Annotated in this window: 29 protein-coding genes; 3 read left to right on the forward strand and 26 right to left on the reverse strand. The window is 40.8% G+C overall.

From position 1 onward, the window contains the following. Positions 1–17: 17 nt before the first annotated feature. The 15 genes from PFZ69_RS00340 to PFZ69_RS00410 all read right to left on the reverse strand — a co-directional run bounded on the left by PFZ69_RS00340 (position 18) and on the right by PFZ69_RS00410 (position 11,295). Positions 18–737, reverse strand: a complete 720-nt coding sequence (locus tag PFZ69_RS00340; RefSeq protein ID WP_270179060.1) for a demethylmenaquinone methyltransferase — start codon at positions 735–737, stop codon at positions 18–20. A 4-nt stretch (positions 738–741) separates the two neighbouring features. Next, entirely contained in the window at positions 742–1,569 is an 828-nt protein-coding gene (locus PFZ69_RS00345; protein ID WP_270179061.1) for a heptaprenyl diphosphate synthase component 1, read from the reverse strand. Positions 1,570–1,695: 126 nt separating this feature from the next. Continuing rightward, positions 1,696–1,917 (reverse strand): trp RNA-binding attenuation protein MtrB, encoded by a 222-nt coding sequence (gene mtrB / locus PFZ69_RS00350; protein ID WP_224877989.1) that lies wholly within the window; start codon positions 1,915–1,917, stop codon positions 1,696–1,698. A gap of 21 nt (positions 1,918–1,938) precedes the next feature. After that, positions 1,939–2,505, reverse strand: a complete 567-nt coding sequence (folE, locus tag PFZ69_RS00355) for a GTP cyclohydrolase I FolE (protein WP_270179062.1) — start codon at positions 2,503–2,505, stop codon at positions 1,939–1,941. Positions 2,506–2,623: 118 nt separating this feature from the next. Next, a complete protein-coding gene (locus PFZ69_RS00360) occupies positions 2,624–2,896 on the reverse strand; it encodes an HU family DNA-binding protein (RefSeq protein WP_224877993.1) in 273 nt (90 codons plus the stop codon). Between the two features lie 297 nt (positions 2,897–3,193). After that, positions 3,194–4,672 (reverse strand): stage IV sporulation protein A, encoded by a 1,479-nt coding sequence (spoIVA, locus tag PFZ69_RS00365; RefSeq protein ID WP_270179063.1) that lies wholly within the window; start codon positions 4,670–4,672, stop codon positions 3,194–3,196. A gap of 220 nt (positions 4,673–4,892) precedes the next feature. Then, the gene (locus PFZ69_RS00370) at positions 4,893–5,612 is read right to left on the reverse strand and encodes a hypothetical protein (RefSeq protein WP_270179064.1); all 720 of its coding nucleotides are present in this window, start codon (positions 5,610–5,612) and stop codon (positions 4,893–4,895) included. A gap of 37 nt (positions 5,613–5,649) precedes the next feature. Then, positions 5,650–5,847, reverse strand: coding sequence for a DUF2768 domain-containing protein (locus tag PFZ69_RS00375; protein WP_270179065.1), 198 nt, complete (start codon positions 5,845–5,847; stop codon positions 5,650–5,652). A 254-nt stretch (positions 5,848–6,101) separates the two neighbouring features. Then, positions 6,102–6,353, reverse strand: coding sequence for a stage VI sporulation protein F (locus tag PFZ69_RS00380; RefSeq protein WP_270179066.1), 252 nt, complete (start codon positions 6,351–6,353; stop codon positions 6,102–6,104). An 85-nt stretch (positions 6,354–6,438) separates the two neighbouring features. Beyond that, positions 6,439–7,491 (reverse strand): NAD(P)H-dependent glycerol-3-phosphate dehydrogenase, encoded by a 1,053-nt coding sequence (locus PFZ69_RS00385; RefSeq protein WP_270179067.1) that lies wholly within the window; start codon positions 7,489–7,491, stop codon positions 6,439–6,441. Between the two features lie 13 nt (positions 7,492–7,504). Then, positions 7,505–8,104, reverse strand: coding sequence for a glycerol-3-phosphate 1-O-acyltransferase PlsY (gene plsY, locus PFZ69_RS00390; protein WP_270179068.1), 600 nt, complete (start codon positions 8,102–8,104; stop codon positions 7,505–7,507). 32 nt (positions 8,105–8,136) lie between these two features. Further along, positions 8,137–9,450, reverse strand: a complete 1,314-nt coding sequence (der, locus tag PFZ69_RS00395; protein ID WP_270179069.1) for a ribosome biogenesis GTPase Der — start codon at positions 9,448–9,450, stop codon at positions 8,137–8,139. A 173-nt stretch (positions 9,451–9,623) separates the two neighbouring features. Further along, positions 9,624–9,809 (reverse strand): capping complex subunit for YIEGIA, encoded by a 186-nt coding sequence (locus PFZ69_RS00400; RefSeq protein ID WP_270179070.1) that lies wholly within the window; start codon positions 9,807–9,809, stop codon positions 9,624–9,626. Further along, complete coding sequence (locus PFZ69_RS00405) at positions 9,806–10,696, reverse strand: YIEGIA family protein (RefSeq protein WP_270179071.1); 891 nt, start codon at positions 10,694–10,696, stop codon at positions 9,806–9,808. Before PFZ69_RS00405 ends, PFZ69_RS00400 begins: the two co-directional genes overlap by 4 nt. After that, positions 10,693–11,295, reverse strand: coding sequence for a YphA family membrane protein (locus PFZ69_RS00410; protein ID WP_270179072.1), 603 nt, complete (start codon positions 11,293–11,295; stop codon positions 10,693–10,695). The genes PFZ69_RS00405 and PFZ69_RS00410 overlap by 4 nt, the downstream gene beginning before the upstream one ends. Before the next feature lie 119 nt (positions 11,296–11,414). On the opposite strand from PFZ69_RS00410, the gene PFZ69_RS00415 reads away from it, so the two are divergent. Continuing rightward, on the forward strand, positions 11,415–11,552 hold the full coding sequence (locus PFZ69_RS00415; protein WP_270179073.1) for a YpzI family protein: 138 nt from the start codon (positions 11,415–11,417) through the stop codon (positions 11,550–11,552). 46 nt (positions 11,553–11,598) lie between these two features. Here the strand turns inward: PFZ69_RS00415 and rpsA are convergent, their stop codons facing one another. The 7 genes from rpsA to prsW all read right to left on the reverse strand — a co-directional run bounded on the left by rpsA (position 11,599) and on the right by prsW (position 17,468). Next, the gene (gene rpsA / locus PFZ69_RS00420) at positions 11,599–12,744 is read right to left on the reverse strand and encodes a 30S ribosomal protein S1 (RefSeq protein WP_270179074.1); all 1,146 of its coding nucleotides are present in this window, start codon (positions 12,742–12,744) and stop codon (positions 11,599–11,601) included. 188 nt (positions 12,745–12,932) lie between these two features. Further along, on the reverse strand, positions 12,933–13,514 hold the full coding sequence (locus tag PFZ69_RS00425; RefSeq protein ID WP_270179075.1) for a lysophospholipid acyltransferase family protein: 582 nt from the start codon (positions 13,512–13,514) through the stop codon (positions 12,933–12,935). Between the two features lie 4 nt (positions 13,515–13,518). Further along, positions 13,519–14,190, reverse strand: a complete 672-nt coding sequence (gene cmk / locus PFZ69_RS00430) for a (d)CMP kinase (RefSeq protein WP_270179076.1) — start codon at positions 14,188–14,190, stop codon at positions 13,519–13,521. 133 nt (positions 14,191–14,323) lie between these two features. Further along, entirely contained in the window at positions 14,324–14,491 is a 168-nt protein-coding gene (locus PFZ69_RS00435) for a DUF5359 family protein (protein ID WP_270179077.1), read from the reverse strand. 12 nt (positions 14,492–14,503) lie between these two features. Then, the gene (gene ypeB / locus PFZ69_RS00440) at positions 14,504–15,853 is read right to left on the reverse strand and encodes a germination protein YpeB (RefSeq protein ID WP_270179078.1); all 1,350 of its coding nucleotides are present in this window, start codon (positions 15,851–15,853) and stop codon (positions 14,504–14,506) included. A gap of 16 nt (positions 15,854–15,869) precedes the next feature. After that, positions 15,870–16,658: a spore cortex-lytic enzyme gene (gene sleB / locus PFZ69_RS00445; RefSeq protein WP_270180572.1), complete on the reverse strand. Its 789-nt coding sequence runs from the start codon at positions 16,656–16,658 to the stop codon at positions 15,870–15,872. A gap of 123 nt (positions 16,659–16,781) precedes the next feature. Then, the gene (prsW, locus tag PFZ69_RS00450) at positions 16,782–17,468 is read right to left on the reverse strand and encodes a glutamic-type intramembrane protease PrsW (protein ID WP_270179079.1); all 687 of its coding nucleotides are present in this window, start codon (positions 17,466–17,468) and stop codon (positions 16,782–16,784) included. A gap of 124 nt (positions 17,469–17,592) precedes the next feature. Between prsW and PFZ69_RS00455 the strand changes: the two genes are divergently transcribed. Continuing rightward, positions 17,593–18,564: an asparaginase gene (locus PFZ69_RS00455; protein ID WP_270179080.1), complete on the forward strand. Its 972-nt coding sequence runs from the start codon at positions 17,593–17,595 to the stop codon at positions 18,562–18,564. 88 nt (positions 18,565–18,652) lie between these two features. Here the strand turns inward: PFZ69_RS00455 and PFZ69_RS00460 are convergent, their stop codons facing one another. From PFZ69_RS00460 to PFZ69_RS00470, 3 genes are all read right to left on the reverse strand, one after another. Then, the gene (locus tag PFZ69_RS00460) at positions 18,653–19,645 is read right to left on the reverse strand and encodes a YpdA family putative bacillithiol disulfide reductase (protein WP_270179081.1); all 993 of its coding nucleotides are present in this window, start codon (positions 19,643–19,645) and stop codon (positions 18,653–18,655) included. Between the two features lie 117 nt (positions 19,646–19,762). Then, complete coding sequence (locus tag PFZ69_RS00465) at positions 19,763–21,043, reverse strand: Glu/Leu/Phe/Val family dehydrogenase (protein ID WP_270179082.1); 1,281 nt, start codon at positions 21,041–21,043, stop codon at positions 19,763–19,765. 294 nt (positions 21,044–21,337) lie between these two features. Further along, on the reverse strand, positions 21,338–22,252 hold the full coding sequence (locus PFZ69_RS00470; protein WP_270179083.1) for a D-alanine--D-alanine ligase: 915 nt from the start codon (positions 22,250–22,252) through the stop codon (positions 21,338–21,340). Positions 22,253–22,454: 202 nt separating this feature from the next. Between PFZ69_RS00470 and PFZ69_RS00475 the strand changes: the two genes are divergently transcribed. Further along, a complete protein-coding gene (locus tag PFZ69_RS00475) occupies positions 22,455–23,168 on the forward strand; it encodes a PIG-L deacetylase family protein (RefSeq protein ID WP_270179084.1) in 714 nt (237 codons plus the stop codon). A 45-nt stretch (positions 23,169–23,213) separates the two neighbouring features. Here PFZ69_RS00475 and PFZ69_RS00480 read toward each other — a convergent pair whose 3' ends face one another. Continuing rightward, complete coding sequence (locus tag PFZ69_RS00480; RefSeq protein WP_270179085.1) at positions 23,214–23,804, reverse strand: genetic competence negative regulator; 591 nt, start codon at positions 23,802–23,804, stop codon at positions 23,214–23,216. Positions 23,805–23,917 lie beyond the last annotated feature (113 nt).

Consider the following 23,917-nt stretch of genomic DNA (forward strand, 5'->3'; position numbering starts at 1 on the left):
GATTTTCACAAATATCTTTAATGGTTGATTTTTTCTGGTTTAAAGCCCATATGCATTGCAGCAGCTCCGCCAGAGTATGGCTTCACATCTACCCGCTCGAAGCCATTCGAAAGAAAAAGCTTTCTTAATTCTTCCGCACCCGGGAAAGAACTGGCTGATTCCTGTAACCAGGAGTACTCGTTATAGCTTTTAGCAAACATCTTGCCGAGTAAAGGCATGACAAACTTAAAATACCCATAATACACTTGTCGGAAAACAGGTAACGTCGGTTGAGAGGTTTCAAGACAAACGACACGACCTCCTGGTTTCACAACTCTATACATTTCTTTAATTACTTGATCGTAATCCGGTACGTTTCGCAGTCCAAATCCAATCGTGACGTAATCAAAAGAATTATTATCAAAAGGAAGCTCCATCGCGTTTCCGTGGATGAGCGTCACATTCGACTTTTCTTGATTCTTTACTTTTTCTTTACCGACTTCGAGCATATTTTCACTAAAGTCTAGCCCGATTGCCTCTCCACTTTCACCTACTGCTTCTGCCATTGCAAGCGTCCAATCCGCTGTACCGCAACATACATCGAGCGCTCTTGCTCCTTCTTTTACTTCCATTCGTCTCATTGTATCTTTGCGCCAAGCTTTGTGACGCTGAAAGCTGATGACAGAATTCATCACGTCGTATCGTTTTGAAATGGATTGAAACACTTGATGAACGCGTTCTTCTTTGGTGGTAGCCATCTATTTATCCCTCTTCCGCCATTTTCTTCTCATGTACACCGTTCATTCCCCAGTAAAACTCATGCCTATTATAAAACCAGCGATGAAAATCCGAATACTGTTGAAATAGAAAATCGATGTCTTTCTTAGCATGTTCAACGTACGAATCTAGAACTGACCTTGCCTTTGCCGTTTGTTCGGTCGTCAATGTAGATCCTTTTACTGAAAGAAACGTGAAGGCGATTTTGTGAAGAAGGTTGGTCCCTGTCTGAATTAACTCTTGTTTTCTTTCAAAAAGCAGGCGATTCAAATAAAAATATTGGGTACCGAACGACTTCCATTCATCAAGATCGAAATGTTCTGCAACCTTTCGTATCAAGATGGATTCTATATCCTTCAAGTTTTTAAATAGATGATCAACAGACTGATCATCCGCATGGTAAAAAGCCATCTTTGATTCATTGATTTCTTGGATCGCTCCAGATAACGTACGAATCAAATCGTTGTCTTGCCATTTAGATAGGATATGGTAATACATGCTACTGAAATAGTCCCCCGCTAAGACAGTCAGCTGTCTCGTCTTACGCTCACCTTCATTTTGAATATCTTTCAGTGAGATACGTTCGTGAGTGTCTAATGCTATCTGAACAAGCATGATGGAGAGCAATGTATCCTGCTTTCTTTCCTTCTCTAAAGAGGTCTGCTCTAGCATCTCGTGGAACAGATACAGCTTCTCCTCATCAATAACTGGTATATCGATGAAACGAAGCAAGTAAGAATGTGCCAAACGAGCATGCAACATCTCCCGTACGACGTTTAGTTGTTGATGTTTATGATCCATAGAATTCTTCATATCCCTTACCCCTAACGTATCTTCCAGTAGAGTATGTATTTATACTTAGTATAGCACAAGAAGGCTTGTGCTAAAACGGAACTGAAGCGGTGCCAAATGAAGAAAAGCAGGCTTTAATACCCTGCTTTACTCATCGTTGTTAATCTCACCATGGCTAGTTTGAATAACGGCCTTCCCTCTAATTTTCACTGCAGAAGTATGCTCGGTAAACTGCGCGATCATTACCTCACCTTTATCGAGCTTCTCAGAATGATGGAATCTCGTATCAGACCCACGTGTTAATCCGATAACGTTCACACCATTCTCAAGAGCTTTAATAACAAAGAAATCATTGTTCTCTAATTTCATGATATCCCTCCTGAATCAGGATTAACCTTTAATTAAACCAAGTACTTCTGCTCTTGCAGCAGTATCAGTCTCAAAGATTCCTCTTACTGCAGAAGTAACTGTTGAAGAGCCTGGCTTCTTCACGCCTCTCATCGTCATACACATATGCTCAGCTTCTACAACGACCATCACCCCATGAGGTTCTAGTGTGTCGATCATCGTATTCGCAATAGTTGATGTGATACGTTCTTGAAGCTGTGGACGTTTCGTAACAGCTTCTACCGCTCTAGCAAGCTTACTCAGACCAGTAACCTTTCCGCCTTTTGGTATATATGCAACGTGAGCTTTCCCAAAGAAAGGAACTAGGTGATGCTCACACGTTGAATAGAATGGAATATCTTTAACAAGGACTAATTCTTCATGATCCTCTCCAAATATCGTTTGGAAATGTTCTTTTGGATCTTGATTAAGTCCTTGGAAAATCTCTTCATACATTCTTGCAACACGCTTTGGCGTATCTTGTAAGCCTTCGCGCTCAGGATCCTCGCCGATCGCTTCTAGGATCATTTTAACTGCTTCTTGTATTTTTCCATGATTAACTTCAAACATTGTTCTTTACTCCTCCATTCAGGACCTTACAATACATATGAAAATTTTAGCACACGGAGGATCAGTTAGCAAAAAAGAAGAGTCGCATAAGGTGCGACTCTTCTTTTGCCCTATGTATTTACTTAACTGCATCCTTAAGGGCTTTACCAGGTTTAAAAGCAGGTACCTTGCTTGCAGCGATTTCAATCTCTTCGCCAGTTTGAGGGTTGCGCCCTTTACGAGCAGAACGCTCACGGACTTCAAAGTTACCAAAACCAATTAGTTGAACTTTGTCACCTTCTTGCAAGGACTGCATAATGTTATCAAAAACTGCATCAACAGCTTTTGTAGCTTCTTTCTTAGAAAGCTCTGCAGATTCTGCAACAGAATTGATAAGATCTGTCTTGTTCATTCCGTTCACCTCCTCTCAAGAGAGATGCATACATACATTCATTCACAAAATATCCGATATTTATACGGAGCAATGCACGTTTAGTACGTTTGCAAGCCCTATAATATACGAAGACGCTGAAGAATTCAATATGTTTGTCCCGATTTGAGCCATTTTTAGGGGATTTTTTCTCTATTATCCGCTATTTCATCTAATTGTAAACGCTTTATATCAATCTTTTGGGAAGTAATGAAGATCATTTTGCAATCGTTTCGTTACCATGCGAAAAACCGACTCCAGCTATTGGAGTCGGCTCAATTATAGTATGATCGCAATTAATCCGCCTGAACCTTCGTTGATAATTCGCTCTAAGGTTTCTTTTAGCTTATATCGCGCATTTTCAGGCATAAGACCAAGCTTTGCTTGGATGCCTTCTCTTACGATTGAGTTCAAAGACCTTCCAAATATATCAGAATTCCAGATCGATAATGGATCTTCTTCAAAATCTTGCATCAAATACCTTACGAGCTCCTCACTTTGTTTCTCTGTCCCGATAATTGGAGCAAACTCTGACTCCACATCAACTTTTATCATATGGATCGATGGCGCAACAGCTTTTAGCCTTACCCCAAACCTTGATCCTTGACGGATGATTTCAGGCTCATCGAGGCTCATATCTTCAATCGATGGCGCTGCAATTCCGTAACCAGTTTGTCTCACCATTCGAAGGGCATCTGAAACCTGGTCATATTCAGCTTTCGCAAATGCAAATTCTTGCATCAACTGAAGTAAATGATCTTTCCCTCTTATCTCAACCCCAACAACTTCTTTTAATATTTGGTCATATAAGTCTTCAGGGGCATAGAGGTCGATTTCTGCAATTCCCTGACCCATTTCAATTCCTGCTAACCGAGCATTTTGAATGAACTCAAACTCTTCAAAATTGCCTACTACTCGATCAACATCCCGTAATCTTTTGATGTCTTTAACGGTTTCTCTAACGGATTCTTCGTAGTTCTGCCTTAGCCAGTGATCTTGATGGAGCACCATCACCCAGCTCGGTAGGTTCACATTCACTTCTAAAACTGGGAATTCATAAAGAACTTCTCTCATCACGTTGTTGATATCATGCTCTGTCATGCTCTCAACGCTGAGTGAGATAACAGGAATATCGTATTTATTGGATAAATCTCCTCTTAATGCTTCTGTCTGAGGATGGTGCGGATGAGCCGAATTGACGATCATAATAAACGGCTTTCCAACTTCTTTTAATTCTTCAACCACTCTTTCTTCTGACTCAAGATAATCATGACGAGGAATTTCACCGATAGAACCATCTGTTGTAATCACTACACCGAGAGTGGAATGCTCCTGGATGACTTTACGTGTACCGATCTCAGCTGCTTCTTGGAATGGGATCGGTTCTTCGTACCAAGGTGTATTGATCATTCTTGGTCCATCATCATCTTCATATCCCTTTGCCCCTGGAACAGCATACCCTACACAGTCTACAAGCCTTACATTAACATCTAGTCCATCCTCGACATGAATTTGAATCGCATGGTTAGGTACAAATTTTGGTTCAGTGGTCATAATCGTGCGTCCTGCAGCACTTTGTGGGAGTTCATCCTGTGCTCTTGCACGATCGGAGTCACTTTCCATATTCGGCAGTACGATTAACTCCATAAACTTTTTGATGAATGTTGATTTGCCTGTTCTAACAGAACCTACGACCCCCAGGTATATATCTCCTCCTGTACGCTCTGCGATATCTTTGAAGATATCCACTCTCTCCACGTGATCGCCTCCTGAATTCCACCTCATTGGATGGAATAATTCAATACTGACCGCAGACTTACTTGGACACTATCATTCTATGATGTTGTCCAATAAATATGACAAATCACAGTAAAAGCATTTGATTTACGAGAAACACCTTGCCTCCTCTATAAATCCTCCACATAAAAAAGTCCCTCCTCTTTTTAATAGTTGTATTGCTAAAGAGAAGGGAAAATACCTATTTTGCTAAAAAAACAGCTTTACCATTTTCAATTGTATAGGGTACGGACGAAACTGGAACGTAGAAAGAATTAAAAGCTAATAAGTCCCTAATATCATCTCCTTCTTCAAAGGAATGATCGGGATTATTCGTAATCGCCTTGTTTAGATCGCTCCGATAATCCACATGTACGTTGCCTTTTTCATCGAGGAAAAAAGGAAGGTCATCGTTAGTGAAAGGGCTTTTAATCGTTGGTTCGGTGTCCAATCCTAGCTTTTCGTAATCGATAGAGTATCGATCTTTTGCCAAAATGTCTTTGAACGGTGGATACTTATGGTTTCTTCGATAATCGTTGATTCTCATTTGTAAGTCTTTTACTTCTTCAACGATAATTAAATCCAATATTCGAACCATCGGATCTTCTTCTACATTTATCAGTACGTATTGAAAGACTCCCCCATTTTCAAAAGAGTTTCCTGGTGGCTCTTGTAAATAAGCTGGTACTAGCTTTTTAAAGTCGATCGGATATTTTTGGTAGATAGGCGTACCTTGTTCCCTCGTTTTGATAGGAAGCACGGACTTATTATCTTGATATTGTTTGACAGCCGTCTGAACCGACTCGATTTGATCCGTATAGGGTATCCTATTTTCGCCTTTTCTACTTTCTGGATACAAACACCCAGAGAGAATAAGTAAAAGGCTTGTCCATAAAAGAAGATTTAGTCCAAGTTTTTTCATTTTTTTCAGTCCTTCAACGTAATATTTCGAGAACTCCTCAGTCTGTTGGACCTGTAAAAACAACGAGGAGCATAAGAACACCCGAAGTGAACATGCATAAATAAGCGAAGGTTGACACGAGTACTTTTAATACTCCATTTAATTTAGCTCTACTGAACATGATCGCGAGTACAGCGACGAACATCAACCCCATTGATGATAGCGCTACCCACATTTTTATTAATGCCGGTGACATATACGTTCCTCCAGTCTAATCTAACTGCTGCCCACCATTATATCAAAATTTAACCGATCAGTCCTAACCCCTTTCGATAAAATAGTGAACTCTTTATGTACCCACAAATAAAAAGCTGAAGAAAGGGGCTTTTCCTCAGCTTTGACTATATGAATTTCATTGAAGTGTGCTTCTGCTCAATAATCGTTCTGTATCAGTATATGATGTTTCATCCATCCGGTATCGTTTAAACGCCTAAATTTCGTTTACTTTTCCTATTTTTGGCTGAATAACTTTGCAATGGAAGCGAAATCCAAAGGTATGTTTTTATTCACGATGGCCTTTACGATCCGGTCTTCCTTTTCTTTAGATACCTGCACGTTGGCTACACGAGCAACGTTTGCAATTAGCCTTCGCACAGTTCGTTCATCTGAAAAGTCTGCGCCTTGGACCGAGTCAGCCAATTTAAATATGTCTTCTTTTTTTACATTGGTTTTCTTTTCAATATTATCAAACAAATCGCTCACACTGTTTCCTCCTTACCATTATGGTTCAACATAGTGTATGCAAGGAGGAATACTTCGTGCTTTCCCTATCTAAATTAATTGAAAGCTATTGTTTACGATTCAATTCGAATTTATCAGCCAGTAACGATGTGAGATCCTCTGTTTCATGAGTTCTTAATCTGCCCATAAGCTGATCTACGCCATCTTTTGGTTCAATATTATTGAAGAGCACTTCATATAAGACGGATGTGATCGGCATCTCTACCTGCTGTTCCTTCGCAAGATGATAAGCAGCCTTAGTCGTTCGAACCCCTTCTACGACCATCCCCATGTTCTCAAGAACTTCATCGAGGCTATTGCCTTTACCTAATAAATTTCCTGCACGCCAGTTCCTACTGTGGGCACTCGTACATGTCACCACAAGGTCGCCGATTCCTGTAAGACCCATAAATGTAAGTGGGTTCGCGCCCATCGAAGCTCCAAGTCTCGCAATTTCTGCTAAACCTCTTGTAATAAGAGCAGCTTTCGCATTGTCACCATAACCGAGTCCATCTGATAACCCAGCACCTAAAGCGATAATATTCTTAAGAGCTCCTCCTAGTTCAACACCAATGATGTCATCATTCGTGTAAACACGAAAATTCGAATTAATAAAGAGGTCCTGCGCATATTCAGCTTCCTTGATATCCTTAGAAGAAACCGTAACGGTCGTCGGATGACGAAGACTAACTTCTTCAGCATGACTTGGTCCAGATAGCACTACGACCGATTTTCTGAGATTCTCTGGAATTTCTTCTTCGATTACTTGTGATATACGCATGAGTGACCCTGGTTCAATACCTTTACTCGCATGGATAATCGAAACAGGATCTGCGATTAACCCCTTTAACTCAGGTAACACGTCTCTTAATGCCTTCGTAGGCGTAACGAGTAATATCGCTTCCGCACCTTCCACACAATCAGCAAGGGACGTAGTAGCGTGTAGAGATGCAGGTAAAGTGATACCAGGCAAATATTTTTCATTCGTATGATTTTCATTAATCTCTGTTGCTAAATCCTCTCGTCTAGCCCACATTTTTACGTTGTGGTTGTTATCTGCAAGAACGATCGCAAGCGCTGTCCCCCAGCTTCCTGCACCTATTACTGAAATCGTCGCCATTCTATCTCACTCCTCACTGCTCTACTTTTTGTCCAATCTTACTCTCATTTCCTGATAGAAGTCTCTTCACGTTTGTACGATGTCTAAATAGTGATAAGATCGCTACAAAAAACCCTAGAAGTACATACGATGCAGGATTACCACCGAGTAAGAAGATAAATGCCGGTGTTAATACAACAAAAATAAGTGATCCAAGTGACACATATCTCGTAATAAAAATAGCTATGATTGCAAGGATACCTGCATACAGTGCTGGTAAAAAGGCGATCGTAGCGAATACTCCAATCGTAGTCGCAACTCCTTTACCACCTCTAAACCCGAAGAATACCGGCCAATTATGACCGATAATCGCAGCGATACCAGCTAGGAAAGGCACGATGGGTTCCGCTGAAAACCAATAGCCTAACCAAACAGCGATAACGCCTTTTAGTACATCGAGTAATAGAACCACGACCGCAGGTACAGTGCCCAAAACTCTGAGAGTGTTGGTAGCGCCTGCGTTCCCGCTTCCATGTTCTCTAATGTCTATCTTCTTCACAATTCGAGCGATTAAATAGCTGAAGCTAACTGATCCGAGAAGATAAGCAGCTACGCAAATCAGAATTGCGATCATCGAATTCCCCCCTCAAATGAGATGCTTAAACCTTATTCACTCTTCTTTCTCGCAAGAATGCGAAGCGGAGTTCCCTGGAAGCCAAACGTCTCTCGGATTCTATTTTCTAAAAAGCGTCGATATGAGAAATGAAGCAATTCAGGATCATTTACGAACAGTACGATGGTAGGTGGCTTTACCGCAACTTGAGTCGCGTAGTTGATCTTTAGCCTTCTCCCCTTATCTGTTGGCGTTGGGTTCATCGCTACAGAATCCATGATCAATTCGTTCAACACATTTGTTTTTACTCGAAGCGTGTGATTCTCTGCAACGGTATTGATAACAGGTAGTAATGTGTGAAGTCGCTGCTTCGTTTTTGCAGAAAGGAAAACGATCGGTGCATAGCTTAAATACAAGAAGTGATCTCGAATTTTTTGTTCAAAGTTACGCATCGTTTTATCGTCTTTTTCAACAGCATCCCATTTGTTCACTACGATTACGACAGCTTTACCTGCTTCATGTGCATAGCCTGCTACTTTCTTATCCTGTTCGATGATTCCTTCTTCTCCATCGATGACAACGAGAACAACGTCTGAACGTTCAATTCCTCTCATTGCGCGTAGCACACTGTATTTTTCTGTATTTTCGTAAATTTTTCCACGCTTTCGCATACCGGCTGTATCGATGATGACGTAATCCTGTCCTTCTCTTGTAAAGGAAGAATCGATTGCATCCCTAGTTGTACCAGCTACATTACTAACGATGACCCTTTCTTCACCCAAAATGGCGTTAACAAGTGACGATTTACCAACGTTTGGACGACCGATAACAGAAAACTTGATGGTGTTCTCATCATATTCAACTTCACCTTCGTCAGGGAAGAATTTAAATACTTCATCTAGTAAGTCCCCAAGTCCTAGTCCGTGGGATCCTGAAATCGGGAATGGAGCACCTACTCCTAGTGAATAAAAATCATGAATCAACGCTTGTTGTTCAGGGTTGTCAATTTTATTGACTGCTAGCACGACGGGTTTCTTTGAGCGGTAGAGGATTTTTGCTACTTCCTCATCCGCATTCGAGATGCCATCTCTACCATTTACCATAAAGATGATCACATCAGCTTCATCGATCGCGATTTCAGCTTGATATCGAATTTGTGAAAGAAATGGAGCATCTCCAATTTCAATACCGCCTGTATCAATAATATGAAAATCACGGTTCAACCATTCTGCTGAACTATAAATACGATCTCTTGTTACTCCTGGTGTATCTTCGACAATTGAAATTCTTTCTCCTACAATACGATTAAATATAGTCGATTTACCAACGTTTGGACGACCGACAATTGCGACAACTGGCTTGGCCAATATGTACACGCCCTTTCAAAATAAGTATCTATCTTAAGCTTACCTCTAGAAAGCCGTGGACAAACTTTCCAGTAGCTCATTGTAAAAAACCCTCCTTGACTAAGAAGGGTGTAGTCTCTTGATAGCTTTTATATCTTATCAAAAAAGCAACCAATGAACAACAGAGTATCTATCTAATGTTTGACGATAATATACACATCATTGCTCAACTTATGGGCAATTCCGTCCAGGATCGCTTCCAATTCCGCGGCAACTTTATCCATTTCAGCTTTCGTGTCGCAAACGAACACATTCGCACCTACCGGAACTTTATGTACAGAATCCGTAATAGCAGCCAGTATCGCTTTTTCCAAGATCACGACTGATCACTTCCCTTCTCTTTCGTTTCAGTAGGCATACGAATAGCGTTTTCAAGGGTAGGCACTTGCGAAATGATTTTTTTTGCAAGTTCCACATTATTATTCTGAGGAAGGATGAATACGCCAATACGCCCATCATCAAGGTCACGTTTTATTAATGGAACAAGTGCTGGCGTACCTGAGTCACGATAAACTCCTAGAGAAATTGCTAGATCGTGAAGAATGGCTTGTCTCTGTCCAAGATTTCCGATCGTCATCCTAGCGTCAAAGTTTTTAGGACTAATTACAAATCCTAGTCCGTGTTTCAAAATTTCTTCCTGTCTTTCAGGTATCCCAATGTTCATAATATAAATATTGTCTACATATAACCCTGCGCCTTCAAAAGAAAGTGTAGAATGTTCGATATATGCGATTTTACCTAGTTTACTTCCTGTCATATATTTTCTTGCTACTAGAAATGAAAGTACCGCCGCTACAAGAGACGCCCACACGTTTAAAGATAAATAAGCGAGCGACGTTACAAAAGAAATGAAGATCACTAAATAATTCCTACCTTCAAATGTAACGGCAATTCCTTCGATATATGACGCTCCTCTTGGTACCAACTCTAACGTATCCATTTCTGTTAACGTTTTTCTTTCCATATTCCTTACTTCTCTAAATTGCGAAGCCGCGAGTGTTAAGAAAGTGACCGCTGTAAATTCTTCTGACATGATTGAAGGCACTACTAATGCCCCGAGTGCAGCTGCAATAAACCCTAATGCAAGATGAATGATCATCCCATGAGGATAAGTAGGATACTGACGATAATCGGTACGAAACATATAGATTCGAGATAACGTACCGATGATTACACTAAACAAGATCGGAACCGTAAATTCATTCATGAATAACCACGTCTTTCTTGATGTTTTTTCATAACGTTCTCTAGGTGGCTCGTAAGCTGGACAAACCCTTCCCACATGAAGATGCCCGTAACAGATATCGCCATGATGTCTAAAGAGCTATACCTACCGATTACAGTTTGAATGCCCATCTGATAATAGATTACCGCCATAATAAGTTCTCCTTGTACGATCGCAAGCATCAAAAGCGCGCACCTTTGTCCTGCTCCTTGTACCGTCAAATGGACGATAACAAACAGAGCAAGAGCGATGGACCATGATGTGTATAGATAGCTAAACACTGGATCATATAGCGAAAAGAGTTCGATCGATGCGTAAGCTGCCATAAGCATCAATACGACTAGAGCAGCGTACAACTTCTTACTATGTAGTGTTTTCATTAACATAAAATAGCCGATCAACCAGCATAGAATCAATGCGCCGTTCACGTTATAAACCACGATTGGAATCTCCACATTTGCTGCACAAATCATGATCAAACATAAAACGACGATATTTTGGGTCGTTTGTGATGGTTTAACAAAGAAGACAAGAACGATGATAGCGATCCAACTTAACCAAATAAATAGTGCCCCATCCAAAGCAATCACTCCTTATTATGCTCAGTATGGGAAAAATTCTGCGTGATTAGACCAACAATTAAAAAATGTATAACGTTTTCCCTTTTATTTCATGATAATAAAGCAAAGGAGGGATGATCTTGGGAAGAGATAGACAGGAGAAAAAACTAAAGAAATCGAAGCGTGTAGAGTCTGATCGTGATCAATCATTAGAATATAAAGGAGCTTCTACAATGGAAGGCCCTGATCACGCAAGAAGAAGAAACGGACAAAAATAATATTCAACACAAAAAAAGCTCTCTGCTGCAGCAGAGAGCTTTATCATTATTTATACTTTTTCAGTTGATCACCGATCATATCTCCAAGAGAAAACGGGGAATTTCCATCTCCATCTTTTTGATATTCTTCAACCTGGCTCGTCACCTGTTCTGCTTCTAGTACTTTAATACTAAGTGAGATGCGCTTCTCATTTAGATTTACATCTAGTACTTTAACTCGAACTTGTTCCCCTTCTGATAGTGCTTCATGAGGGGTACCAATGTGTTTGTTTGAAATCTCAGAAATGTGAACGAGTCCTTCTACTCCAGGTGCAACTTCAACAAATGCACCGAAGCTTACAAGACGTTTAACCGTACCTTCGATTTCATCTCCAGCTTTTACTTTGCCTTCGATTTCTTCCCAAGGTCCAGGCAGCGTTTCTTTAATGGATAGCGAGATACGTTCATTATCTCTATCCACTGATAGAATTTTAACGTTTACCTTTTGTCCTTCTGCTACAACTTCGGATGGGGTTTCAACACGGTGATGTGCCATCTGAGAGATATGCACAAGTCCATCTACTCCACCGATGTCTACAAAAGCACCAAAATCAGTAAGACGTTGAACAGTACCTTCAACGATCTGTCCTGCTTGAAGAGAAGCCAGCGTTTCCTGCTTCTTCACATCCGCTTCTTGTTCTAGCACAGCGCGGTGTGAAAGAATGACTTTTGATTTTTCAGGATCAAATTCAACGATCTTTACACTTAAGGTCTTGCCCTTATAATCTGCAAAATCTTCAACATAGTGGCGCTCGACAAGGGATGCAGGAATAAATCCACGCACTCCAAGGTCAACGACTAGTCCACCTTTAACAACGTCAGCAATCTCTACTTCGAAAGCCTCGCTGTTTTGATATTTTGCTTCGAGCTCATCCCAAGCTTTGTCAGCTTCTACTGCTTTCTTTGAAAGCACTAGCTCGTCCTCAGATAATTTGATCACTTTCACTTCTATTTCATCGCCTTCTGAGAGTGCGTCGCTGACTTTTTCGACGTGAAGGCTTGACAGTTCGCTGATAGGCAGCACTCCATCAATTTTAAAACCCACATCCACCGATGCGTGTTTCTCTTCGACTTTGGAGATCTTTCCAGTCACCACATCTCCAACTTCGAATGATTTGAACTCAGTCATTTCCTGATTCATCTCTTCAACCATTGACAAACTCCTCCTTCAATCCAAAAGAAATAGAACTTTTCAATAATATTTATAAAAGCCTTCCACTTACCATCAGCGAAAGAATTTTATGAAAAGTTAATCACCCTTTCCTTTAACTTTCACTAAAATCAGTCAATTTGTCAAGTGTCCTGCAACATTTATTTATTTTTTTTGAAAATAATGAAATGTTAACGGTTAGCATCAATTAGTTGTTGAATTTCTTTCATGATCGCCTGTGTAGCCTTCTTCGCTGCACCCTGTTCTTCACGGAGAGGTGATAGATCAACAGGTTTTCCATAGATGATCTTTAATTTCCCAAACGGCTTGTAAGACCCCATGATTGCACAAGGTACGACTCTAACCTCTGGGCGAAGTGCGAAAAAACCAGCACCAGATAACCCTTCTCCAAGCTGACCAGTTTTGCTTCTTGTTCCTTCAGGAAACAATCCAACTACTCCACCATCTTTTAAAATGCCAATTCCACTTCGGAGAGCTTGTTTATCACTCATCCCTCTTTTCACCGGAAAAGCGCCAACCTTATCGATCAACTTACCTAGCACAGGGATCGTAAATAGTTCCGACTTCGCCATAAAACGTACCTGTCGTGGGCACATCGCTCCAACTAGCGGTGGATCAAGGTTGTTAATATGATTTGAACAGAGTAGTATCCCCTTATCAGAAGGGATGTTTTCTTCTCCTACAACGGTTACTCTGTTAAAAAGTTTAAAATAGACTCTGAACAATCCTCTTCCCACATCATATAAGCTCACTGGTTCAAGCCCTCTCTTTCGCTAATAGTAGAATATGATGTACCACTTCAGAAATCGTCATGGACGTTGTATCGATTTCAATCGCATCTTTTGCTTTTACAAGTGGTGCTACCTCACGTTCTGAATCACGTTTATCTCGAAGTGCAATTTCTTCTTTGATCTGATCGTAGTTAGCTTGTACTCCATTATCAACGAGCTCTTTGTAACGACGGGCAGCTCTTTCTTCTACAGATGCACTTAAGAACACCTTTAGTTCCGCTTTAGGAAGCACGTGAGTACCAATATCACGTCCATCCATCACCACACCGCCTTTTTCAGCTAATAGCTGCTGACGTTTCACCATTTCGCCTCTTACTTCACTTTGTCTCGCAACGAAAGAAACGTTGTTCGTAACTTCTAGAGAGCGGATGTCTTCTGTTACATCGATGCTATCGATCAAAACATGTTGGTCCTTCTCACCGAGTTGAAGATCTATGTCAGTTTTATCTAGGAGCTTCTTAAGAACAGGACCATCTTCAAGGTCCGCATTATTCTCGATTGCTTTATAAGTTAGAGCTCGATACATCGCACCAGTATCTATATATAGGAAAGAGAGCTTATCAGCTACTCTTCTTGCTACGGTACTTTTTCCGGCACCTGCTGGTCCATCTATTGCAATATTAATATTTCTTCTCATAAACATCTTTCCCCCATCGTTCATTGGTCACCAAATACGTTCTACAACGTACAAAAAAAGCAGGGATTCCTGCTTTTTTTGTACACTACGTTTCAAGTTAATCATAACACAATCAAAGTAGACGGTCTATTAACTATTGCCGTTTAGAAGGCATCTGTTCGCCGTTCACGACCCCTTCATAATACAATGTTTTGCTCAAATAGATACGAAAGGGTTCATGAGTAAGAAGTGTTTGAGCAATGAGGAGAAACGCGAACTGTATCACAACTAACTTGATCAACAAACGCTCAACTTTCCCCATTTCCTCACCTCACTATAGCTCATCATAATTTGTTTCTGTACCATCCATCTTTTCAACCTTTTCTTCTCGTAAGTTTTCTGCGTTTATGAAAATGCGATACGTTTCATTATCAATCGTACCCATAAATTCATAACACAATACTTCTTCGTTAAGATCATTTCGGATAACGCCTAACCCTTCCTCCATGATCTGAACACTCTCGTTGATTTGTGCTAAAGCTTCTTCTCTTGACATTGCAGGCTTCGGTAATTCTCTTTTTTGGTGATTGGTTAAATATTCGATCGATTCATATCCAGCAATATCTCCATTATCGAGCGCTACTTTAACATGAACAGCGTCAGGATAGATGTTGATGTCATCCTGTTGATATACGAATGTGAAGACGCCCATCTTATCATACTGACTGCTTTCAGAGATCACCATATTCGAGATGTCATGTTCTTTTAGAAATGCCTCCGCTTTTGAAGCAGCTTCGTTCAAACTGATTTTTTGTTTCCCGATCTTACGGTCCATTAAGATCCAGATCGGATGAGCTCCTTTTTTCGTTACATCAAGATTTACACTAGATTTATTCTTCGGATTCTCGATCGAAAGGCTATATGCCTGATACCCCGCTTTCTCTCCCGTAGAGGTGATATCGATCTTCGCATCACTCTCAATATCCAAGTAGTCGATCACAGCTTTCTTTGCTTCATCTTCCGTAACCTTCTCACCTAGTACGTTATTCGAAAGGTTTTCTTTCTTCTCATTCAACTGGGTGACTTCCGGCCCCCAATTCACATCACTATATCCTTCTACTTGTTTATCAACTGTTTTGAATCCGTCGATGATCGTGTTATCTTGCGCCTGCTTTTCTGAAGCGAGCGCTAACTCGACATCCATCCAACGTAAGTTATGATTGATCACCATAGCCTGTACTTTTCTTAGTTCGTTTTTAATTTCAGTAGCGTGTTTATGCAGCTTTTTAAGCGTGTCATATTCATCATCAGACAAAGGCTTTTCATCAAGGTCTCTAACCGCTACGCGATAGCTAAACTGCCCTATATTTGAAAGAAACTCCTCAGTCTTATTAAAAGGCATCAGGGTCAACGGAAGCTGACCAACATCATTCTGAGCTTCTGAGGTCAATCTCCACACTTCTGCAAGTGCTGGTGATAACCTAGCTCGAGAACTCATCGCAAGAGTCGACCCGATCTTCTCTTCAAGAGCATCAACATGAAAATTCAGCTCATGAAACGCTCGTTGATAGTTATTTTCGGCATTGATCAACACTGCATTTTTCTCCTGGTGTTCTTTATATCCCCAATAACTTGTCGACACGACGCCAATGGCGAGTGCTCCAATCAATATCGACCTAATCATTATTCAATCACCTCCACTATTCACAGAAAATATGTTTTCCGATTCGTTTGATCTGAGGACGGGTCCAAATCCAACCTGATGTTGCCGTGTTAGGGTTGAAGTAGTAAAGTGCTTCACCCGAAGGATCCCAGCCATTAACTGCATCTAATACTGCTTCTTTCGCCCTATCGTTAGGAGTCAGCCATATCTGTCCATCTGATACTGCAGTGAAAGCACGTGGTTCGAAGATAACGCCTGATACCGTATTCGGAAAAGAAGAGCTTTGCACTCGGTTTAAAATAACTGCAGCTACCGCCACTTGTCCTTCGTACGGCTCACCTCTTGCTTCTCCATAAACAGCGTTCGCCATCAGCTTAATGTCATTTTGTGAATATCCAGCAGGTGTATTCTTACCTTGCGTTGCCTTCGTGCCTCCGTCACCACCAGAGGTTCCTCCGTAGTTCTTAGGACTTTCTCCCTTATTCACTTTTTGCTTTATCGAAGGATCATATTTCGTCGCTTTGTTTAATTTAGCCTTCATCTCAGAACCTACTAGTCCATCGACGGTCAAGCCAAATTCATGTTGGAAGTTTCGAACTGCCCAATACGTACCCCAACCAAAAACACCATCGATCTTTCCTTTGTAAAACCCGATGTACTGTAACCGTGCTTGTAGCTCGATCACATCATCACCTGTTGCCCCTTTTTGAATAACTTGATTTGAAAATGCGTCTGCTTCGTGATTATGGTCAAGCACCGTCATAAGCGGCACGCATAATAAACCGATTATCAGAGGGATTTTAAATATATTAAATAGCTTCCTCATCATTTGGACCTCCTGATCAATGTGTATTCATGGTTGTAGTTTTTGTATCAAAAGGTATTTTATACAAACCTTCTTTTTAAGATAAACAAAAAAAGATGCCCTTAAGGCACCTTTTATCAAAACTTATATACTTGCATCTTCTTTTGTCTGCATCAACTTGGCCTGATTAATATCTGCCACTTTTATTTTTCTAAGTCCGATCGACCATAATACTAGCATGAAAGGTATCATGATATAGATCATGTTGGTATTGAACTGAAGAATGAGGTAATTATACGTCCCGTGGAACAAAACAGGTATAAGAAGAGACAAGATGATCCACTTCAATACTTTGTTTTGCAGCGAAAACTTTCCTCTACCTAAATAAGATCCCATGATGACCCCAAACAAAGCGTGACTAGAAACAGGCAACAGAGCACGCCACCAGGCTTCTTGAATGCCATAAGCGAATAGAAAGAAAACATTCTCTACTGATGCAAAGCCTAGCGATATCGCGACACCGTAAACGATCCCGTCATAAAAGTCACTGAATTCAAGATGTATGTACACGGTAAAATAAAAGATAAACCATTTTAGAAACTCTTCAAGCAATCCTGACATGATATAAGATTGACTAAAAGGAGATTGCAGGAATTGTTCAACTTTAAAACCATGCTGGATAACCATCACTGGAAATACGAGCATAGCACCGAATACAAAGCTCCTGACTACTGGCCTGATGGGCTCAGACTCATACTGATGGTGTTTTAAATAAAAAAAACAAAGAAGCGCAATACCTGGAGCGATTCCAGCAGTTATAGCCGCTAACATAGGCTTTCCCCATTTCTACACGGTAGATGATGAAAAAGCAACTTTATCATACCTATACTTTTCTTATCGTACCATGTTACTTTATTTATGGAAACTAAATAAAATTTGGCCTGAGGTGAGATTTTTGAGCAAAATACTTGTGCTACACACTGGTGGAACAATCGCGATGGAGGAAAATGGAGAATCTGGAGCTGTCAGTCCAGGAGAAAGAAATCCTTTAAACGCAACATTAGGTGACCTCATCCACGATGTGGATCTTATCGTCGATGACTTTATTAACATTCCTTCCCCACATATGAACCCTGAGCTGATGTTTCAGATTGCTGAACGCATTGAAAACAAAATAAAAAAAGAACATATTAGCGGAGTAGTCGTCACTCATGGAACCGATACTCTAGAAGAAACTGCTTATTTACTTGATCTTATCTTACAAACTGACCTACCAGTCGTGATGACTGGAGCGATGAGGTCGAGCAATGAAATTGGGTCTGATGGCCCGTATAATCTGATTTCCTCTTTGAAGGTTGCATCCTGCGAGGAAGCGAAAGGAAAAGGCGTACTCGTTGTGTTGAACGATGAAATACATACGGCAAAAAACGTTACGAAAACGCACACGAGCAACGTTTCAACATTTCAAAGTCCACAATACGGCCCGATCGGAATCGTCACAAAGCAGCGTGTCCATTTCCATCATACTTTGACGAACCGTGATCGCTATCATATTTCAAAACTAAGTAAAACAGTCATGCTTATAAAAGCGTATGCAGGAATGGACTCTCAACTCCTTCAAGCTGCTGGAGAGCTTGGAATCAACGGCATCGTCATCGAAGCATTGGGTCAAGGAAATCTTCCCCCACAGACAGTCGACGGGATAAAGCAGTTACGAAAAAAAGGGATCGCTGTTGTGATGGTTTCGAGATGTTTCAATGGCATCGTGCAGGACGTCTATGGATATGAAGGTGGAGGGAAGCATTTGAAGGAACTCGGAGTTGTTTTCTCAAATGGACTCAATGGACAAAAAGCAAGGTTGAAGCTCTTAGTAGCCCTAGAAGCCACTGAAGATTTAAATGAGTTACAGCAACTATTCTTAAGATAATTAAAAAGAAACCTAGAGGAATTCGATCTCATACGTTAAAGAGACCACGAAATTCTAGGTTTCTCCACAAGCAAGAAAGCCTATCTTATTAGATAGGCTTTCTTGCTTTGTCGATAATATCGTTCGCTATTTGTGCGCCGTGGTGTCGGCCATTCTCAATAAATATTTCATTCGCGTTGTTTCCTGCAGCGATAACGCCAGCAATGTAGCACCCTTCTACATTCGTTTCCATCGTTTCAGGGTCAAACGCAGGTCTGCCAGATGCTTCATCGATGTCGATGCCAATCTTCGTTAAGAACGAATGATCTGGATGATAACCTGTCATGGCAAAAACAAAATCATTCGCGATCGTTTGTTTTTCTCCATTCACAGTGATCACAACTTCTTTTTCACGAACTTCAACTAACTCAGCATTAAACGCCATCTGCACTTTTCCATTTCGCACTAATGCTTCAAACTCAGGTAAGATCCATGGTTTAATGCTTTTCGAATACTCTCCCTGTCGATAGAGAACGGTCACGCGCGCTCCAGCTTTTTCAAGCTCCAATGCAGCATCAACAGCGGAGTTTTTACCACCAACGACAACAACATCTTTATTGAAGTAAGGATGTGGCTCTTTAAAATAATGCATCACTTTATCAAGATCTTCTCCAGGAATACCCATATAGTTTGGGCTATCATAATACCCAGTCGCGATGACCACATGTTTTGCTCGATAAGTGATCTCCTTCGATTCATGTAGCTTCTCAGACTCAATGACAAATCCATCATTTTCTGTTTCGATCTTATTAACCTTTTCATATGAATGGATTCGAAGGTTTTTTCTTTTCGCAACATCTCTATAATATGCGAGCGCCTGGTTACGCTTCGGTTTTCTCTCTTCAATAATGAACGGTACTTCACCTATTTCAAGCTTTTCACTTGAGCTGAAAAACGTCTGGTGTGTGGGATAATGATAGATCGCATTTACGATATTCCCTTTTTCTATGATCAATGGATCGAACCCTTTGTTTTGAAGTTCAATCGCTGCTGACATACCACACGGACCAGCTCCAATAATGATTACCTGCTCTTCTCTCATATTCCCTCACTCCTGCAACAATCCATATAAACGGTTTATTTCTTTTTTATTGTACTCATTACAACCAAAAAATTCCCTACCTGAATGATAGGGAATTTCTGTCGCAATATCAACTATTTAAATCCAACCACGGAAGCGAGACGCTTCAGCCATTTTTCGAACACCGACCATATATGCTGAAAGCCTCATGTTTACACGTCTAGTTTCAGAAGTTCTATAGATCGAGTTGAATGCGTTTACCATAACCTTTTCAAGCTTTGCCTCAACTTCTTCTTCGGTCCAATAGTAACCCTGGTTATTCTGTACCCATTCGAAGTAAGATACCGTTACTCCACCAGAACTAGCAAGAACATCTGGTACTAGTAAGATGTCCCTTTCGGTTAAGATTTTAGTCGCCTCAATCGTTGTCGGTCCATTTGCAGCCTCAACGACGATGCTCGCTTTGATCTGATGGGCATTCTCTTCTGTGATCTGATTTTCAATCGCTGCAGGAACTAGAATATCACAGTCAAGTTCTAGAAGCTCTTTATTACTAATCGTTTCTTTGAAGAGTTTCGTTACTGTTCCAAAGCTGTCGCGACGATCTAATAAGTAATCGATATCAAGGCCTTCTGGATCGTGAAGCGCTCCATATGCATCTGAAATACCAACGATCTTTGCGCCAGCATCATGCATAAACTTCGCAAGGAAACTACCTGCGTTACCAAATCCTTGAATGACGACGCGAGCTCCTTCGATCTTAATGCCTTTCTTCTTAGCTGCTTCGCGTATGCAGATCGTTACACCTTTTGCTGTTGCTGATTCACGCCCATGCGAACCACCGAGCACAAGCGGTTTACCTGTGATAAAGCCAGGAGAATCAAACTCACGAATACGGCTGTACTCATCCATCATCCAGGCCATGATCTGTGAATTTGTAAACACGTCTGGAGCTGGGATATCTTTAGTAGGGCCAACGATTTGGCTGATTGCTCTTACGTATCCGCGACTTAACCTTTCAAGCTCTCTGAAAGACATTTCCCGAGGGTCGCAGATGATTCCGCCTTTTCCTCCACCATATGGTAAATCAACAATTCCTGCTTTAAGGCTCATCCAAACAGAAAGTGCTTTCACTTCAGTTTCCGTTACATCTGGATGAAAGCGAACCCCACCTTTCGTAGGACCAACCGAATCGTTGTGCTGAGCACGATATCCAGTAAAGATTTTTATAGATCCGTCATCCATTCGCACAGGGATACGGACTGTCATCAACCTCATAGGTTCTTTTAGAAGTTCAAAAACCTCTTTTGGATAGCCCAACTTATCAAGTGCTTCATTTATGACCGATTGCGTCGACTCTAATACATCCCTTTTCTTTTTGTTACCTTGTCCGTTATCTGTTTCGTTTTTGTCGACCATTACTTAACCTCCCATAACTATGCCCTTACTGTGGTGTCTTCATAAAAGATCCGATTAGGTGACCTTTGACCCATTTACATCTAACATTGTTCAGTTTTTTGGTTTCATTAATATCTAGAATACTCTAATGTCTTGCTTTCAAAACATAGTATACACGTTTAGGTATCCTATGAGAAGGTATTCCGTCCACATTTTATGCAATTTGTTTCACAAATTTGCAAACGCTTACTAGGTGGGCCCATATTGCTATTCGAAAAAAACCTCACAGTGATGTGTGAGGTTTTATATAGCAATTTACTTTTTCAACCCGAGTTGAAGCAGCTGTTCGATCATCTCTTCATACGAATAGCCAATTTCCTTAGCCGCATCAGGGTAAAGACTCGTAGGTGTCATGCCTGGCAATGTATTTACTTCAAGAAAAACGGGCTTAGAGCCATCTTTAGGGATAATGTAATCCACCCTTGAGTATGTTTCACAACCTAGCAATTCATGTGCAAGAACAGACTCCTCCTGAATCATCGTTGTATACTCTTCTGTAATACGTGCAGGAACGATATGTTCACTGCCACCCTCTGCGTATTTCGATTCATAATCATAATATGCGTTACGAGGTACGATCTCAACGACAGGCAATGCTCGCACATTACCTTTCTCACCTAAAACAGCAACAGTGACCTCTGTCCCAGAAATGAACTCCTCAAGGATAACCTTTGTATCAAAACGGAAGGCTTCATCGATTCCTCTTACCAACTCATCTTCTGAATGAGCGATCGTTAACCCTATTGTAGATCCTTCACTGTTAGGCTTTACAACAACCGGAAAATCAAATGGAAGGTCGAGGTTTTCATAGCTGTCGCCTCTCTCCAACACAAGGTCTTTAGCAAGTCGAATACTCGTATCGTTTAGTACTTTTTTACTTTTTGCTTTATCCATGGCTACAGCTGAACCGAGTACACCAGAACCAACATATGGGATCTCTAGCATATCGAGTAACCCTTGAATTCTTCCATCTTCACCAAATCTACCATGAAGGCCGATGAAAACCATATCGACATCTAATTTTAAAATTTCGCTAATTTTATCTGGATGAAAATCAATTCCGATTACTTCATGACCATTATGTTCGAGTGCGGCTATGATTCCTTTCCCGCTCGATAGGGATACTTCTCTTTCGGCAGATGTTCCACCATATAGTACTGCAACTTTCATGATCAAATACCTCCTGGGCTACATTTATGTACATCATTATATTCGTTATTCACTTAATTGGAACAGTTAAAAACTTCTCTCATCATACCATGTTTTCTTGTAATGTGTGGCTGGTAATTCATCACCTCGAACAAAGAATTGGAAATCACGCCACCTGTTCCGTATACTTGCACTATCTTCAAATAAGAAAGGATCTACCACTATGTCAAAGACAATTCTATTTGCATTCGCCCATCCTGATGATGAATCATTCACATGTGGGGGTACAATACTTGAGCTTTCTAAGCAGAAGGATACCAAAACAATTCTATATAGTGCTACTGCAGGTGATGCAGGGAAGTGTGGTGAACCTCCTTTGTGCACGCGTGACGACCTCGCAAACGTTCGTAGAAATGAACTACAAGAGGCGGCTGCTCATCTAGGGATCAACGAACTCGTTATCGATGACTATCCGGATGGAAAGTTAAGTGAACTTACACCTCATACACTAAAAAACAGAATCATCACCCTACTAAACAATTATCAGCCTGACGCAGTCGTTACGTTCCCACCACACGGGCTATCTGGGCACAGCGACCATACAGCGATACAGGAAGCATGTTTAGAAGCTGTTCAAGAATCACCAAACAGCGTAAAAGAACTATACTATGCTACGCTACCACAATCACTCGCAACTAAAACAGGAAACCCAGCGTTTGCTGATCCTGATGAAAACATCACGCTAATGAAATCCTTCACAGAGGAACATATGAAGAACGTACAGCTTGCCCTCCTTGCACATAAAACTCAGCACCTATCAGTGGAGCGAGTATTTCCGTCTATCCACAATCAGAGTGGATTTACTAAATTTGAAAACAAAGAATACTTCATAAGAGCATGGGAGAGCGACTCAAAGACAGAGCCCATTCTTTCATAGTTCATAAGAATAGCCTTCCGCGCGTTTTCTTCGGAAGGCTTATTTTTATTGAAAGTAGTGATTCAATTGTTTTACAGCTTCAGAGTGCATCAGTGTTTTTCCATATTCAATAACACGATAACTTGTGATTGTAGATGGATTACCGAATTCAGCTAATAGCGCGATGAGCGTATCTAACTCCATGTCACCGATTTCCTCTTCGTTAATCTTCAGATAGAATTGTTGTTGGTACGAATAAAGAATTCCACCTTCAACACCTACATCAAGTAAACGTTTCGAAAGTCCGATCACATCTTCGAACGTATTAAATTCATAAAATACTTCATCGCTTTCATCAAGCGTAACCTGCATTTCGATGTATTCATCGTTGTAATCATCTTCAAAATCGGTTTCTTTTGAGCCTTTTGTAACGATTACGACCATACCTTGAGCAGGCAATGAAAACACTTCAACTGCGATAGGGCCATCTACTTTAAAGCCTAGTTCATCGTCTGCTTCCATAATCATTTCTCTGAATAACTTATGGACCTTTGGCACGTCCTGCCATAATTCTTCTTTCGTTATTCCTCGCTCGTTCAAATCGTCATAAGTGAGAAATATCTTAATTTTGTCGTATGTTAAACGTTCAAGACGCATCTAATTCCCCCCTACCGTCTGTCACCAGCATATCCTTTAACATAATATATGTGATATTACATAGATGGTTCTTGCTTGACGATATTCTTATAGTTTACACCGTATTGGGAATG

Source organism: Alkalihalobacillus sp. CinArs1, assembly GCF_947387515.1.
Classification (GTDB): domain Bacteria; phylum Bacillota; class Bacilli; order Bacillales; family Guptibacillaceae; genus Guptibacillus.